Annotated in this window: 14 protein-coding genes and 1 tRNA gene; 6 read left to right on the forward strand and 9 right to left on the reverse strand. The window is 64.8% G+C overall.

Features of this window, described 5'->3' with window-relative positions:
- Window positions 1-31: 31 nt before the first annotated feature.
- The gene (locus ACP3TA_RS21745) at window positions 32-967 is read left to right on the forward strand and encodes an ABC transporter substrate-binding protein (protein WP_033643682.1); all 936 of its coding nucleotides are present in this window, start codon (window positions 32-34) and stop codon (window positions 965-967) included.
- Here the strand turns inward: ACP3TA_RS21745 and ACP3TA_RS21750 are convergent, their stop codons facing one another.
- A complete protein-coding gene (locus tag ACP3TA_RS21750; protein ID WP_033643683.1) occupies window positions 968-1,708 on the reverse strand; it encodes a transporter substrate-binding domain-containing protein in 741 nt (246 codons plus the stop codon).
- Window positions 1,709-1,993: 285 nt separating this feature from the next.
- Here ACP3TA_RS21750 and opgB point away from each other — a divergent pair, with 285 nt between their 5' ends.
- Window positions 1,994-4,297 (forward strand): phosphatidylglycerol--membrane-oligosaccharide glycerophosphotransferase, encoded by a 2,304-nt coding sequence (gene opgB, locus ACP3TA_RS21755; protein ID WP_142002647.1) that lies wholly within the window; start codon window positions 1,994-1,996, stop codon window positions 4,295-4,297.
- A 139-nt stretch (window positions 4,298-4,436) separates the two neighbouring features.
- Window positions 4,437-5,900 carry an AMP nucleosidase gene (locus tag ACP3TA_RS21760; protein WP_033643685.1) on the forward strand — a complete coding sequence of 488 codons (1,464 nt, stop codon included), beginning with the start codon at window positions 4,437-4,439 and terminating at the stop codon, window positions 5,898-5,900.
- 36 nt (window positions 5,901-5,936) lie between these two features.
- On the opposite strand, the gene nac is transcribed toward ACP3TA_RS21760, so the two are convergent.
- Entirely contained in the window at window positions 5,937-6,860 is a 924-nt protein-coding gene (gene nac, locus ACP3TA_RS21765) for a nitrogen assimilation transcriptional regulator NAC (RefSeq protein WP_033643686.1), read from the reverse strand.
- Window positions 6,861-7,188: 328 nt separating this feature from the next.
- Between nac and ACP3TA_RS21770 the strand changes: the two genes are divergently transcribed.
- Window positions 7,189-7,264: transfer RNA gene (locus ACP3TA_RS21770), tRNA-Asn, on the forward strand.
- Between the two features lie 57 nt (window positions 7,265-7,321).
- On the opposite strand, the gene ACP3TA_RS21775 is transcribed toward ACP3TA_RS21770, so the two are convergent.
- Both ACP3TA_RS21775 and ACP3TA_RS21780 read right to left on the reverse strand, forming a co-directional pair.
- Complete coding sequence (locus ACP3TA_RS21775; RefSeq protein WP_033643687.1) at window positions 7,322-7,762, reverse strand: DMT family transporter; 441 nt, start codon at window positions 7,760-7,762, stop codon at window positions 7,322-7,324.
- Window positions 7,763-7,779: 17 nt separating this feature from the next.
- A complete protein-coding gene (locus ACP3TA_RS21780; protein WP_033643688.1) occupies window positions 7,780-8,298 on the reverse strand; it encodes a GNAT family N-acetyltransferase in 519 nt (172 codons plus the stop codon).
- Between the two features lie 38 nt (window positions 8,299-8,336).
- On the opposite strand from ACP3TA_RS21780, the gene ACP3TA_RS21785 reads away from it, so the two are divergent.
- Window positions 8,337-8,906 (forward strand): helix-turn-helix domain-containing protein, encoded by a 570-nt coding sequence (locus ACP3TA_RS21785; RefSeq protein WP_033643689.1) that lies wholly within the window; start codon window positions 8,337-8,339, stop codon window positions 8,904-8,906.
- 12 nt (window positions 8,907-8,918) lie between these two features.
- On the opposite strand, the gene ACP3TA_RS21790 is transcribed toward ACP3TA_RS21785, so the two are convergent.
- From ACP3TA_RS21790 to ACP3TA_RS21800, 3 genes are all read right to left on the reverse strand, one after another.
- The gene (locus ACP3TA_RS21790; RefSeq protein ID WP_033643690.1) at window positions 8,919-9,212 is read right to left on the reverse strand and encodes a DUF2623 family protein; all 294 of its coding nucleotides are present in this window, start codon (window positions 9,210-9,212) and stop codon (window positions 8,919-8,921) included.
- A 130-nt stretch (window positions 9,213-9,342) separates the two neighbouring features.
- Window positions 9,343-9,930, reverse strand: a complete 588-nt coding sequence (locus ACP3TA_RS21795) for a nitroreductase family protein (RefSeq protein ID WP_033643691.1) — start codon at window positions 9,928-9,930, stop codon at window positions 9,343-9,345.
- 69 nt (window positions 9,931-9,999) lie between these two features.
- Window positions 10,000-10,896 (reverse strand): LysR substrate-binding domain-containing protein, encoded by an 897-nt coding sequence (locus ACP3TA_RS21800; protein WP_033643692.1) that lies wholly within the window; start codon window positions 10,894-10,896, stop codon window positions 10,000-10,002.
- Between the two features lie 115 nt (window positions 10,897-11,011).
- On the opposite strand from ACP3TA_RS21800, the gene ACP3TA_RS21805 reads away from it, so the two are divergent.
- Window positions 11,012-11,647 carry a flavodoxin family protein gene (locus tag ACP3TA_RS21805; RefSeq protein ID WP_047574567.1) on the forward strand — a complete coding sequence of 212 codons (636 nt, stop codon included), beginning with the start codon at window positions 11,012-11,014 and terminating at the stop codon, window positions 11,645-11,647.
- A gap of 28 nt (window positions 11,648-11,675) precedes the next feature.
- Here the strand turns inward: ACP3TA_RS21805 and ACP3TA_RS21810 are convergent, their stop codons facing one another.
- Window positions 11,676-13,055, reverse strand: coding sequence for an FAD/NAD(P)-binding protein (locus ACP3TA_RS21810; protein ID WP_069099982.1), 1,380 nt, complete (start codon window positions 13,053-13,055; stop codon window positions 11,676-11,678).
- The gene (gene ssuD, locus ACP3TA_RS21815; RefSeq protein WP_426784429.1) at window positions 13,055-14,227 is read right to left on the reverse strand and encodes an FMNH2-dependent alkanesulfonate monooxygenase; all 1,173 of its coding nucleotides are present in this window, start codon (window positions 14,225-14,227) and stop codon (window positions 13,055-13,057) included. The genes ACP3TA_RS21810 and ssuD overlap by 1 nt, the downstream gene beginning before the upstream one ends.
- Window positions 14,228-14,242: the final 15 nt, after the last annotated feature.

Genomic DNA, 14,242 nt, shown 5'->3' on the forward strand with positions numbered 1-14,242 from the left:
TGCAATCATAACCAGGGATAAAGGAACGACCATGATCAAACAAACCCTCTGCGGGCTGCTGCTGGGCGCCGCCATCACCGGCCAGGCCGGCGCGGCCGAAAAGCTGACGCTGGTGCTCGACTGGTACATCAACCCCGATCACGCGCCGATTATGGTGGCCGAGCAGATCGGCGCCTTCAAGGCCGCAGGGCTGGACGTCAAGATCGTGCCGCCGTCCGATCCGGCGCTGCCGCCGCGGCTGGTGGCCGCCAAACAGGCCGACCTCGCCATCACCTATCAGCCGCAGCTGCATTTCTTCGCCGATCAGGGCCTGCCGCTGATGCGCGTCGGCACGCTGATCAACACGCCGTTGAATACGGTGATCGCGCTGGACAAAAGCATCACGTCGCCGGCGGATCTCAAGGGCAAAACGGTGGGTTACTCGGTCAGCGGCATCGAACAAGCGACGCTGGCCACCATGGTCGAACACGAACACCTCAAGCCGCAGGACATCAAGCTTATCAACGTCAACTTCCAGCTGACCAGCGCCCTGCTGGCGGGCCAGGTCGATGCGGTGATCGGCGGCTACCGCAACATCGAAGCGCTGGAGCTGAAGCTGCAGGGCAAGACGCCGGTGGTGTTCAACGTCGAAGATTACGGCGTGCCGGCCTACGACGAGCTAATCATCGTCGCCAACCGCGATGCGGTGAACGAGCCGAAAATCCGCAAGTTCCTCGCCGCGTTGAAGCAAGGCAGCGACTACCTGCATGCGCACCCGCAGGACACCTGGCTGGCGTTCGCCAAGGCGCACCCGGAGCTGAATACCGAGTTGAACAAACAGGCGTGGCAAGCCAGCCTGCCGCTGTTCGCCCGCGATCCGGCCAAGTTGGATCGCGCGCGCTACCAAGCTTACGAACAGTTCCTGTTCGACAACAAGCTGATCAAGAAAATCACCCCGGTGGAACAGTACGCGGTAGAGCTGAACTGATCACGCCGAGGCGGCCGGCGGCGCCACCGTCACCTCGCCCTGGCCACTGCGCTGCAAGGCCGCCTTCACCAGCCCGTTGGCCTTGCAGCGTTCGATAAACGCGTTCACGTAGGCGGCGCCCTGCGTTTTTTGCCTCGGCACCGCCATCGCCTGGCGAATGGCGGTGAAATGCCCATCCAGCACTCGGTAGCCGGGATGAGCGGCCGCGGCGGCCAGCAGCGGTTGACGCACGCCGGCCGCCGCCTCCAGCCCGCGTTCGAAAAACAGCGCGATCGCCTCGGCGGAAGTTGCCGCCCGCACCAGCTGCGCCTGCTGCAGCGTACGCGACAAAAACAGATCGTACGCAGCGCCCTGGCCGACCGCAATGCGCACCTCCGGCCTGTCGAGCTGCGCCACCTCAAAGTAAGGCGCGTCGTTCGCCACCAGGTAAGTCCCCTCAATGATCACGTAGGGTTCGCTGAAGGCAATTTGCGCCGCGCGCACCGGTTCGATGGCCATAAACGCCAGGTTCCAGGCGCCGCTGTCCAGGTCGGCGAACACCTTGCCGGCCGCGTCATAGGTCACCAGCTCCAGCGCCACGTCCAGTTCGCGAGCCAGCGCGGCAGCCAGCTCAACCGAAGCGCCTTGCGGTTTACCGCCGGGCCCGGCCTGCGCCAGCACCGGATTGCCGAGATTGATCGCCGCGCGCAACACGCCTTGCGGGGCCAGATCGTCGAGTACCGCGGCGGGAATCGTCTGCATACTTCCTCCTGAATGACTGATGGACGCGCCGTCGTGGCGCTCATTAAGCGTAGAGCGAAACCTCCGACCAGCAAGATTTCGCCGCCGCGGCCGCCGCCGACGTGATTAACGTCACACTATTGTCATAAAAATGTACAATAGCCGCCGACCGTCGGCCGGAGCGGGACATCGCGCGTTGTTCCGCCGCCGACAATAGGCTATACCCTTCACTTTTCGCGCCGCGGCACGGTCGGCGGCGCAGACCAGGGCAGCAACGTTTTTTTCCAATCAGACAAGGTTTGGCGGATGGTTCTCGCAGTCGTTTCGTTTGTTCTTTTTTTAGCGTCGATCTTGATTTATCGCACCCGGGCCGCCGCCAACCGCTGGTGGTTCGCCATTCTGCTGACGCTGCTCGGCAGCTATCTGGTGCTGAACGTCATTCTGATCGCCAGCAACTACTTCACCGGCGACGGCATCACCGATGCGGTGATCTACACCGTCACCAGCAGCCTCAAAGGCGCGGGCATCAGCAAATACGTGCTGCCGTTCATCGGCCTGCTGGCGGCGCTGGGGCTTATCTTCGCGGTGCTGGCCCGCAGCCTGCTGCGCCGCAAGGCCAAAGGCAGCAGCGTGGCCTACAGTCTCGTCGCCGTGCTGCTGGCGCTGTTTTCGGTCGGCACCACCCCGGCGTTTCAGGACATCTCGCTGCTGGTCAAGAGCCAGATCGTCGGCGATACCGCCGATTTCACCACCTACTACAAGGCGCCGAAAAAGACCGTGCAGGGCAAACGGCCGAATCTGGTGTACATCTATGCCGAGAGCCTGGAGCGCACCTACTTCGATACCGAGCTGTTTCCCGGCCTGGCCGACGAGCTGAACGCCCTGCGCGCAGACAGCATCGATTTCAGCAACACCCAGCAGCTGCCGGGCACCGGTTACACCATCGCCGGCATGGTCGCCTCACAGTGCGGCATTCCGCTGTTCGCGCCCTTCGACGGCAACGCCTCCAGCGCGGTCTCCACCTTCTACCCGGAGAACGTCTGCCTGGGCGACGTGCTGAAGGCCGCCGGCTACAGCAACTCTTTCTATCAGGGCGCCGAGTTGGCGTTCGCCGGTAAAGACACCTTCCTGAAATCCCACGGCTTCGACCACATTTACGGTTTCAAAGAGCTGCGCGAACAGGTCGCCGATCCGAGCTACAAAAACGACTGGGGCTGGTACGACGACAGCGTGCTGGACGTGGTGTACGGCAAGTTTGTCGAGCTGTCCAAACAGCGCCAGCCGTTCTCGCTGTTTACCCTGACCGTCGATACCCATCACCCGGACGGTTTTATCTCCGCCGGCTGCAGCAAGAAAAGCTACGCCTGGCAGAACAAGGAAAACCGCTCGCTGAGCGCGGTGGCCTGCAGCCAGCAACACATCGCCGCGCTGATCGACAAAATCAAACGCTCGCCCTATTTCAGCAACACCGTGATCGTGGTGTCCTCCGATCATCTGGCGATGAACAACACCGCCTACGACATCCTGACCAAACAGAAGCGCCGCAACCTGTTCTTTATCATCGACGGCACCCGGCCGCAGGCGGAGCAGCGCAACGAGAAACGCAGCACGCTGGATAACGGCGCCACGGTGCTGGACGTGATGGGCGGTGACAACTATATCGGCCTCGGCCGCAGCAGCCTGTCGGCGCCGTCGCTGTCTACGGTGTTCCTGAATATCGAAGAGAAAATCAACGGCTGGAAACCGGCGGTGATCAATCAGTGGGGCCTGCCGAACCGCATCAGCGACTACAGCGTGGACACGCGCCAGCGCAGCTTCAGCTTCTCCGGCGTCACCTACAAGGTGCCGTTCATCCTGCGGGTGGGCGACAACCGCATCGAACCGATGTTCAACGTCTACCTCTCCACCCCGCTGCGCAAGCAGCTGGCCGGGCTGGGGGCGGGGGAGAAATTCGTCTGGGTCGATAAATGCTACGAGATCGGCCGGGTCTGGGCGCCGCAGCTGGCGCTGAGCACCGACATCTGCGTGGCCTCCGGCACCCTGGCCTCGCCGCCGCAGATCGTGCGGGCCAGCGGCGAGCGCTTTCGTGGCAAGGTGAACTTTACCGGCCCGGCGGCGGACAGCGTCGCCGATTACCAAAACGCCGTCGCCCGCCTGCAGGTGGACGACGCGGCGATGAAGTACCGGGCGGACGCCATCGAGTTCATGCTGCCCGGCATGCCGGAACAGGTGAAAGCCATTACCGGCGTCTCCGCCGTCGAGGAGTGGGGCCGCTGGTCCGACGCCAACCTGGCGCCGGCGGTCGACATCGATTATGTCGATCCGCTGCCGAAAAGCTTCGATCTGGTGCTGCGCGCCCGCGCCTACGGCAACAACGTCGGCGAACCGATTTCGGTGCGCGTCGGCGACGAAGAGCGCTTCGTGTCGCTCGGCGAGCAGGACAGCACCGTCACCCTGCGTTTCGACAACCCGCGTGGCGCGCAGAAGATCAGCATTACCCCGCCGGCACCGACCGAGCCGAAAGAGAGCGCCAGCGGCGGCTTCACGCCGAAGAAGCTGGGCATCGGCCTGGTATCGCTGAAGGTCGAAGCGGCCGCTCCCGCCTCCTGATCCCCCCGCCTTCACGGGCGCGGTAATTTCTTTGCCGTGCCCGTCATTTCGACCAAGCTTTTACGCCCTGCTTCGGCTAACCTGTGACGGTGAAACGCCGCCAATCCCGCCCCAGAGCCGGGACATCGAAGGAGAAAGTATGAGCTATGCCCCACCTCGCAGCGGCCTCAGCGCCGATCAGGCACTCGATCAACTGGAAGCCTTGTATGACGCCGCGGTAGACGCGCTGCGGCAGGCGGTCAGTGACTTTATCAGCCACGGCACCCTGCCGGACCCGCAGGCGCGCGCCGCCGGGCTGTTCGTGTATCCCGAGCTGCGCGTCAGCTGGGACGGGCAGCAGTCCGGCCCGAACAAAACCCGCGCCTTCGGCCGCTTTACCCATCCCGGCAGCTACAGCACCACCGTGACCCGGCCGCAGCTGTTCCGCCACTATCTGGCCGAACAGCTGGCGATGCTGGAACACGACTACGCCGCCCATATCGAAGTGGCGCCGTCGCAGCAGGAGATCCCGTTCCCTTATGTGATCGACGGCTCCAGCCTGGCGCTCGATCGCTCAATGAGCGCCGGTATCGCGCAGCATTTCCCCACCACCGAGCTGGCGCAGATCGGTGACGAGACCGCCGACGGCCTGTATCACACCACCGACAACCATTTCCCGCTGTCGCATTTCGATGCGCTGCGCGCGGATTTCTCGCTGGCGCGTCTGCGGCACTACACCGGCACCCCGGTGGAGCATTTCCAGCCGTTCGTGCTGTTCACCAACTACACCCGCTATGTGGACGAGTTCGTGCGCTGGGCCTGCGCGCAGATCGCCGATCCGGCCAGCCCGTACATCGCGCTCTCCAGCGCCGGCGGCACCTACATCACGCCGGAAACCAGCGCGCCCGAACAGGCGGTGTCCGATCTGGCGTGGAAAAACCACCAGATGCCGGCCTATCACCTGATCTCGCGCACCGGCCAAGGGATCACGCTGATCAACATCGGCGTCGGCCCGTCCAACGCCAAAACCATCTGCGATCACCTGGCGGTGCTGCGCCCGAGCGCCTGGCTGATGATCGGCCACTGCGGCGGCCTGCGCGAAAGCCAGAAGATCGGCGATTACGTGCTGGCCCACGCCTATCTGCGCGACGATCACGTGCTGGATGCGGTGCTGCCGCCGGATATCCCGATCCCGAGCATCGCCGAGGTGCAGCGCGCCCTGTACGACGCCACCAAGATGGTCAGCGGCATGCCCGGTGAAGAGGTCAAACAGCGTTTGCGCACCGGCACGGTGGTCACCACCGACGATCGCAACTGGGAGCTGCGTTACTCCGCTTCGGCGCGGCGCTTCAACCTCAGCCGCGCGGTGGCGGTCGACATGGAGAGCGCCACCATCGCCGCTCAGGGTTACCGCTTCCGGGTGCCGTACGGCACGCTGCTGTGCGTCTCCGACAAACCGCTGCACGGTGAAATAAAACTGCCGGGCCAGGCCAACCGCTTCTATGAAGGGGCAATCTCAGAACACCTGCAGATCGGCATCTGCGCCATCGATCTGTTGCGCGCCGAGGGCGATCGCCTGCACTCACGCAAGCTGCGCACCTTCAACGAACCGCCGTTCCGATAACGGTGCTCAGGCCCGCTGCGGCGGGCCGTTTTTTCCTCAACGCACCAGCGCCAGCGCGCGCTTCTCCTGGCTGCGGCCACCGGCGATCGACAGCAGCAGGTCTTTCACCAGCAGCGCCGGGGCGGACAGCGACTGTTGGCCCGACATGCACAGCGACAGCGGCACCGACATCGTCGGCGCATTGATGCGCGCCATCCAGGCCTTGGCCGGGCCGATCATCGCGCGCGCCACCGACTCCGGCAATACGGTCGCCCCCAACCCGCCGGCGATCGCGGCGCTCAGCGCACCCGAGGATTCAATCTCCCCCACCACGTTGACAGCCAGCTTGCGCAGCGCCATCGCCTCCTCCAGTTGGTTGCGCACCGCATCCCCCTCGCGCGGCAGGAACAGGTTCAGCCGCGCCACGTCCAGCAGCTCGACGCTGTTACCGGGATGCGGCACCGCGCGCGTCGCCACCAGATAGAGATCCTCCCGCATCAGCGCGACGGTGTGCAGACCGGCGGGCATTTTGGCGCCGTAGACCATCGCCATGTCCAGCGTCTGGTTGGCCACCTGTCCGGCCAGCGCCGCGCCGCTGTTTTCATGCAGGCTGAGCAAAATGCCCGGCTGCTGATCGCGCAGGGTTTGCAGCAGCGGCAGCGCCAGCTGCGCTGCGGTGCTCCCCGACGCCAACCCGAGAGACACCTGGCCGCTCATCGCCTGCCCGGCGCTGTTGACCGCGCTCTGCGCCTGCTCGCACTGGCGCAAAATGGTTTGCGCGTGGGCATACAGAATGTTGCCGGCCTCGGTCGGCTGCACCCCGCGCTTGGTGCGGATCAGCAGCTGTTGCTTCAGCTCCCCCTCCAGCGTCGCCAACTGCTGGCTGAGCGCCGGCTGGGCGATATGCAACACCTCCGCCGCCTGGGTCAGGCTGCCGACATCGACGATTTTCACGAAGTACTTCAGACGTCTGAGATTCATAGTGCCTCCAGCGAGCCGCTAAATTGAGAATGCCGAAATCCGGTCATGCAACCGCAGCAAGATCCAGGCCAGAGTCGTCAAAAGGCCAAAAACGGCGACAAATGGCCGTTTATCGGGCGAGGCGCGCCACAACGCAGGGCACGCGTTGCACCACCGGCAGGCAACGGCGCCGCCTCAGCGGGCAATCCGGCGGCGCTGCGCGTGAGGTAAGCGATAAAAGCGAGAAAAAGCAGCAGGTTGGGTAATCTTGCAGCAAACGCGCGCGCCGGGCGTTTTCGCGCTTTACAAGCCGCAACCGCCCCGCTATTATTCGCCCCGTTCACACGATTCCTCTGTAGTTCAGTCGGTAGAACGGCGGACTGTTAATCCGTATGTCACTGGTTCGAGTCCAGTCAGAGGAGCCATATTTAGAGAAGCCCGCTCAGGGAAACCCGAGCGGGCTTTTTGCCTTTCAGCCGCCGTCAAAAGCTGCGTTTCGCCACCAGATAGGCGCCCGCCACCAGCAGCAGAGCGCCGAACAGCGCCGGCAGATTCTCGCGCAGCGCCGCCGGGCCGGCGCGGTAGACGTCCACCAACAGCCCCATGCACAGCTGGCTGGCGACCAGGATCGAAATGGTGGCCGCCGCGCCCAGTTTTTGGTAGCCCAGGATGCCGGCGAACACGAACAGCGATCCCAGCAGCCCCGGCAACAGCATCCACCACCTGGCGGCGCCGGTCACTTCCGTCACCGCGCCGAGGCCGTTTTTGGCCAGCAGCAACCCTACCAGCAGCAACAAACCGACGCTGGAGTTGATCACCAGCGTGATAAGGATGGTCGAGACGCTTTCGGTGATGCGCACCATCAGCAGATTCTGCACCACCAGCCCCATCCCGGCCGCGATCAGCAGCAATAGCATATTCATCGCCCTGTCTCCCGGGATCAGCGCGCGGGCGGCGTCACCCGTTCGTCGAGCCTCAGTTGCAGGAACGTCAGATCCAACCATTGGCCGAATTTGGCGCCCACCTGTTCCATGCGCCCCACGTCGCGGAATCCCAGCGCCAGATGCAGCTTAATCGAGGCCTGATTGCCGGATTCGATGCCGGCCACCATCACATGTTTGCCGATTTCCCGCGCCCGTGCGATCAGCGCCAGCAGCAGCGCCTTGCCAATCCCGGCGCCGCGATGCGCCTGATGGACATACACCGAATGTTCCACGGTGTGGCGATAACCGTCCCAGGCGCGCCAGTCGCCGAACGACGCGTAGCCGATCGCCTCGTCCTCGGCGTTCACCGCCACCAGCACCGGGTAACCCGCCGCCTGCCGTTCGCCGATCCACGCCGCGCGGTTGGCCGCATCCACGGTTTGTTCATTCCAGATGGCGGTGCTGTTCAACACCGCGTCGTTATAGATAGCGGCAATCGCCGCGCTATCGTTGAACGTCGCATTTCGTATAATCATGGTTTACCCCGGCCAATTGTCCACTATAATACTACGATATGAATATTAAATTAGACAATCTAAATCAGCTGATCGGCGCACGCATTCGCATTGAACGCGAAGCGCGCCACTGGTCGCTGTCCGATTTGGCCGAACGGGCTGGCGTCTCACGGGCGATGGTTCATAAGATCGAACGCGGCGAGAGCAGCCCGACGGCGATGCTGTTGGGCAGACTGGCGGGCGCGTTCGGCCTCAGCATGTCCAAGCTGATCGCCCGAGCGGAAACGCAGGAAGGCCGGCTGCTGCGCCGGGAAGATCAGCCGGTCTGGGTCGATCCCGAGAGCGGTTACGTGCGGCGCCACGTGTCGCCCCGCACCGATTTGCCGCTCGATCTGGTGCGCATCGAACTGCCGGCCGGCGCGGCGATCCCGATGCCGGCTTCGGTGTACGCGTTCAAACGTCAGCTGATCTGGGTCTTATCCGGCGCACTGGTCTTTATCGAGGGTGACGCGCGCCATGAGATGGCCGAGGGAGACTGCCTGGAGCTCGGCCCGCCAGCGGACTGCCGATTTGAAAATCAGAGCGACCAACCGTGCGTGTATATGGTGGCAGTGCTGAGCGCCGCCTGACGGCCGTCTGCCCTAACCCTGCGCCGGGCGGTTATAGCCGGCGCGGAAAAACTTCTCCGCCAACCGGCTGTCGCCGCCGGAGAAGAACTCGCTCATCGGCTCGCTGCCAAGCCCATAGGCGCGGCTGAGCTGCCCGGCCTCGAACGCCGCCCGGTTCTCGTCGCCGCAGCGCTGCGCCAAATGGTGCGCATAGCCGAGCACGAAACCGCGCTTGTAGTCGGAGCAAAAGCGCGACAGCTCCGCCTCGGGTTTCAGGTTGTCCGCTTTTAATCCCGCCAACAGCCCTTTGCCAAAATGATCCCCCATCGGTTCCTCCTTATCACGCAATCGCTATATAACAAAATATACAGCGAATGGGCGAACGCGAACATACTCCCAAAGTTTTACTCGCCGCATAAAAAAGGCCCGCCAAGCGGGCCTCGGCGAGAAGGCGCGATCACAGCGTGAAATTCAGCCCTTCGCTGACGGTGTTGCCCAGCGGCAGGCGGCCCGACGGCGCTTCTTTCTCCTGCAGGAAATCCGGCAGGCGGGATTTGTCGCCCGGTTTGCCGATCGCCACCATGGCGTGCACCGCATAATCGTCCGGCAGCTGCAGCGCCGCCTTAATCTTGTCGTGGTGAATGCCGCTCATGCAGTGGGTCAGCCAGCCTTTCAGGTGCGCCTGATGCGCCAGGTTGGCCCAGGCGGCGCCGGTGTCGAACGCGTGGGTCGGGTTGTCCACCAGCCGCTCGCCGTTCAGGCTGGTGGTTTTGGAGACGATCACCACCAGCGCCGAAGCGTGTTGCGCCCAGCCGCGGTTGAAGTCGATCAGGAACTCCAGGTAGTTCTCCCAGCTGTCGGAGCCGTGCTTGCTGTAGGCAAAGCGCCACGGCTGAATGTTGTAGGCCGAAGGCGACCAGCGCGCCGCTTCAAAGAAGCTCAGCAGCGTTTGATCGTCGATGGCGTCGTTGGTCATCGCGCGCGGCGACCAGCGCTCGATAAATTGCGCATCAATCGGGTAATCGGAGATTCTTGGCTGGCTCATGATAGGTTCTCGCAGTGAAGTAAAAACAAAAGTTCGCTGATATTCCCACAGCTTAGGACGGTAAAACTTTTATTTCGTGCCATTGTCCTGCGGCAATTCCTGCTGCAGCCAGGCCAGAAACGCCCTGACCGGCGGATGCCGCTCGCGCCCCGGCGCGCACAGCACGCTGTATGCGGCGCCCGGTACGCGCACCTCGGGCCGGTACGCCGCCAGCAGGCCGTTGTCCACCATCTCGGACACCATCACCGAGCTGGCGAGCACCCACCCTTGCCCGGCCACCGCCGCCTGCAGGGCGTAATGCTCCTCGTGATAGCTGCGCATCGCCGCATGGCGCCGCCACCAATCGACCCCGGCGGCCCGGCACCAGTCATGCCAGCCGCTGTCGTACAGCGCCGAATCCCCCCACTTGACGGTGATCAGCACCGGATTTTCCGGCTCGGCGGCGGCCAGCCCCGGCGCGGCGTAGACGCCAAAGCTTTCCTCCAGCCGCGCCGCCTGATGCAGCGCGGGATAGTGCGCGCGGCTGTAGCGCACCGCCACGTCCACGCTGGCGTCTTGCTGCAGATCGATCACCTCGGCGCAGGCCTCCAGGCGCACCAGATAGTGCGGATACGCCTGATAGAAGCGCCCCAGGCGCGGCACCAGCCACAGCGCCGCGAACGAGTGCGTCACCGAAACGCACAGCGATCCTGCGCTGGGCTGCGGCCGCAGGCCTTCGAGCGTGGCGGCGACGTCCAGCAGCGCGCCGTGCACCCCGGCAAACAGCGTTTCCCCCTTCGGTGTCAGCCGCACGCCGCGCGGCACCCGCTCGAACAGCGCAAACCCCAACTGCTGCTCCAACGCTTTGATCTGGTGTGATATCGCCGTCGGCGTCACCGCCAGCTCGGCCGCCGCCAGTTTGAAGCTGCGCAGGCGAGCGGCGGATTCGAAGGTGCGTAATGCGTTGACGGGCAGCGTGGCGAACATGGCGAAGCCTCTCCAAGTGAGTTGAATTCATCCTGGCAGAAAAGCCGTCATTTGTCGCCCGCCGGGGTTTGTTTCTAGAGTAAGGCTGAATTCATTTCACACAGAGGAATATGACATGAATGCAACTCATCAACCCAAGCGTTTGGCGGTGCTGGTCGGCAGCCCGCGCCGCGACGGCAACAGCGCCACGCTGGCACAGGCGATCATGGCGGGCGCCGCCGAAGCCGGCACCGTCGCCAGCCTGCATTTTCTCGACGATTACCTGAGCGGTTTTCTGAGCGATGAACGCCATACGCCGCCGCCGGCCGATCGCTACGCCGAGTTGTTCCTGGAGCACTTCCTGCCGGCCGACGGCGCGGTATTTTGCACGCCGATTTACTGGTACGGCATGTCGGCGCAAACCAAGGCCTTTTTCGATCGCTCGTTCAGCTTCTATTCCAATGCCTACCCTCAGGCGGCGGACGTGCACCAACGCATGAGCGGCAAGCGCATCGGGCTGGCGGTGGCGTCGGAAGAGGCCTACCCCGGCGCGGCGCTGGGCATCGTGCATCAGATCCAGGAGTTCAGCCGCTACACCCATTCCGCCTTCGTTGGGCTGGTGCACGGCGCCGGCAACCAGCGCGGCGAGATCGCCCGCGATCCGCGCAACCCGCTGCGGGCCGCCCGCGAGTTGGGGCGCGAGTTCTTCACTCGCCCCTATTCGGATTATCAGATGGACAGCCCGCGCAGCACGCAGGTGTGGGCGGACTGACGCTTGAGTCTGCCGGTAAATCGCACTGTCACCCTCCGGCGGCGATCGCCGCCAGCAGATGACGCGCGACGCTTTCGGCGTGTTCCGCCACCTGCGGCAGCCCCATCAGTTCGCCGAAGCGGCCGCGCGCCGCCGGGCCGGCCACCAGCAGGCGCGGGTTGGCCAGGCCGTCGCCGCCGATCGCCTGGCTGTCGGCATTGACCCACAGCCCCAGCCCCAGCGGATCGGCGCGCAGCGCCCCCTGCTCCGCCAGTGAATGGAGCAAGGGGCTGGCGGCGATCAGCCCGGCATGGGCCGGGCCCGTGGTGATCAGCAGCCGCTGCGCCTGCAGCGCCCGCTCTGCGTCTTGGCGCGGCAGAATCGTCAACCTTACGCCCTGCGGCGTTCGCTCCGCTCTACGCAAACGAGCGGCCAATACCTGCAGCGTGCCCGCCGCCTGTTGCTCCGCCAGCAGCGTGCTCACCTGCGGCGCAAGGCGATAGCGATGCACGTCCCAATAGGCGCGCAAATGCCGCAGAAAGCGCTGCTGTTCGGTCGGCGTCAACGCTTGCCACAGGCGCTGCCCCTGGGCGCGCACCGCGTCCAACACCGCCTGCCACGGCACCCGTTGCCGAGCGGCGCGCGCCACCTCAAGGCGCACCTGCCGCACCCCATCGCGCAGTCCGGCGGGCGGGGCAAACGACCATGTCGGGTACTCCCCTTCGGCATTGGGGCGCGGCAGCAGGCCGTGACGAGAGAAGGCGGTAATCGGCCCGCGATGCCCGCGGCGGTGCAACGCCGCCACCGTATCGGCCATCGTTAACCCAGTGCCGACGATCGCCAACGCCTCACCGGGTTCAACTTCGTCCAGCGCCTCCGCCGCCCAGGGATTGGCGATCAGACGCGCATCGCGCGCCAGCTCCGGGGCGATCTGCCGCGGCAGCGCGGGCGGCGGATGGCTGGTCGCCAACACCACATAGTCGCCCCACAGCCGTTCGCCGCCCGCGGTGATGACGGTCGCGCCCTGCGCCTGCGGCTGCAGGTGCAGCGCCCGATCGCGCAGGTGCCGCAAGCGGGCCCGGCCCGACTGCGCCGCCTGATGGAAACGTTCCTCGACATAGCGGCCGAAGGCGCCGCGCTGCGGATAGGCTTTACCGTCGCGCCACAACGCCTGCGGATCGGCCACCAATCCGCCGCCCAGGCGATACCAGCGGTCAAAATCCCCCGCCGGCTCATCCGCCAGCTGCATCCGATCGGCCGGGACGTTGATGCGGTGGGTCGGTTCAGTGGTCGAGTAGGCCACGCCATAGCCCGGCGCCGCGCGCGGTTCGATCACCGTGACATCCACCGCTCCGCGCGCCAGCTGGATCGCCAGCGCCGCGCCAGTGAAACCGCCGCCGATAACGATAATATGGGCACGCTTCGCCATCAGCCCTCCCGCTGTAACGGGTCGGGGCGACGATCGCCGCCGATGGTTTCGCCGAACGGGCCGGTATTGATCGTGCGGGCCGTCTGATGGGCCGGCTGCGCCAGCGGCAACAGCGGCATCACCAGTTCGGCGAAGCGGTGGGCCTCTTCCAGATGCGGATAGCCGGAAAGGATGAAATTGTCGATGCCCAGCGCCTGATACTCGCGTATGCGCGCAGCCACCTGCTGCGGATTGCCCACCAACGCGGTGCCGGCGCCGCCGCGCACCAGGCCGACGCCGGCCCACAGGTTGGGGCCGATGCGCAGACTCTCGCGCGAGCCGCCATGCAGCTCGCTCATGCGGCGCTGGCCGGTGGAGTCCATGCGCGCAAAGATCTGCTGCGCCGCCGCGATGGTGTCGTCATCCAGATGCGCGATCAGGCGCTCAGCCGCCGCCCAGGCTTCGTCTTCGGTTTCGCGCACGATAACGTGCAGGCGAATGCCGTAGCTGAGTTTACGCCCCTGCCGCTCGGCGCGCTGGCGCACCGCCGCCAGCTTTTCCGCCACCTGAGCCAGCGGCTCGCCCCAGGTCAGGTAGGTGTCGATCTGCCCGGCGGCGATGTCGATCGCTTCCGGCGAGGAGCCGCCGAAATAGAGCGGCGGGCCGTTTTCCTGCACCGGCGGGAACAGCAACTCGGCGCCTTCGACGCGAATATGCTTACCGCTGAAATCCACCTTCTCCCCTTGCAGCAGCCGTTGATACACCGTGAGAAATTCCTGTGTCACCTCGTAGCGTTCGGCATGGCTGAGGAAGATGCCATCCCCTTTGTTTTCCACCGGATCGCCGCCGGTCACCACGTTGATCAGCAGGCGCCCGTCCGACAACCGGTCCAGCGTCGCGGCCATGCGCGCCGCCAGGCTCGGCGGCTGCAGGCCGGGGCGCACCGCCACCAGATAGCGCAACCGACGGGTGATCGGTGCCAGCGCCGCCGCCACCAGCCAGGAATCCTCGCAGCTTTTACCGGTTGGGATCAGCACGCCGTAATAGCCAAGGTTATCGGCGGCCAGCGCCACTTGCTGCAAGTAAGGCAGGTCTACCGGGCGCCCGCCCTGCGCCGTGCCCAGATAGCGGCCATCACCGTGGGTCGGCAGAAACCAGAAAACGTTGATGCGTTCTTTCGCTGACTCAGTCATTTATGCTTTTCCTAT

This window comes from Serratia sp. 2C06 (genome assembly GCF_050037615.1).
GTDB classification, from domain to species: domain Bacteria; phylum Pseudomonadota; class Gammaproteobacteria; order Enterobacterales; family Enterobacteriaceae; genus Serratia; species Serratia ureilytica.

Coding starts and splice junctions, on each gene's coding strand:
- ACP3TA_RS21745 (WP_033643682.1), top strand. CDS start 32: ATGATCAAACAAACCCTCTGCGGGCTGCTGCTGGGCGCCGCCATCACC.
- ACP3TA_RS21750 (WP_033643683.1), bottom strand. CDS start 1,708: ATGCAGACGATTCCCGCCGCGGTACTCGACGATCTGGCCCCGCAAGGC.
- opgB (WP_142002647.1), top strand. CDS start 1,994: ATGGTTCTCGCAGTCGTTTCGTTTGTTCTTTTTTTAGCGTCGATCTTG.
- ACP3TA_RS21760 (WP_033643685.1), top strand. CDS start 4,437: ATGAGCTATGCCCCACCTCGCAGCGGCCTCAGCGCCGATCAGGCACTC.
- nac (WP_033643686.1), bottom strand. CDS start 6,860: ATGAATCTCAGACGTCTGAAGTACTTCGTGAAAATCGTCGATGTCGGC.
- ACP3TA_RS21775 (WP_033643687.1), bottom strand. CDS start 7,762: ATGAATATGCTATTGCTGCTGATCGCGGCCGGGATGGGGCTGGTGGTG.
- ACP3TA_RS21780 (WP_033643688.1), bottom strand. CDS start 8,298: ATGATTATACGAAATGCGACGTTCAACGATAGCGCGGCGATTGCCGCT.
- ACP3TA_RS21785 (WP_033643689.1), top strand. CDS start 8,337: ATGAATATTAAATTAGACAATCTAAATCAGCTGATCGGCGCACGCATT.
- ACP3TA_RS21790 (WP_033643690.1), bottom strand. CDS start 9,212: ATGGGGGATCATTTTGGCAAAGGGCTGTTGGCGGGATTAAAAGCGGAC.
- ACP3TA_RS21795 (WP_033643691.1), bottom strand. CDS start 9,930: ATGAGCCAGCCAAGAATCTCCGATTACCCGATTGATGCGCAATTTATC.
- ACP3TA_RS21800 (WP_033643692.1), bottom strand. CDS start 10,896: ATGTTCGCCACGCTGCCCGTCAACGCATTACGCACCTTCGAATCCGCC.
- ACP3TA_RS21805 (WP_047574567.1), top strand. CDS start 11,012: ATGAATGCAACTCATCAACCCAAGCGTTTGGCGGTGCTGGTCGGCAGC.
- ACP3TA_RS21810 (WP_069099982.1), bottom strand. CDS start 13,055: ATGGCGAAGCGTGCCCATATTATCGTTATCGGCGGCGGTTTCACTGGC.
- ssuD (WP_426784429.1), bottom strand. CDS start 14,227: ATGACTGAGTCAGCGAAAGAACGCATCAACGTTTTCTGGTTTCTGCCG.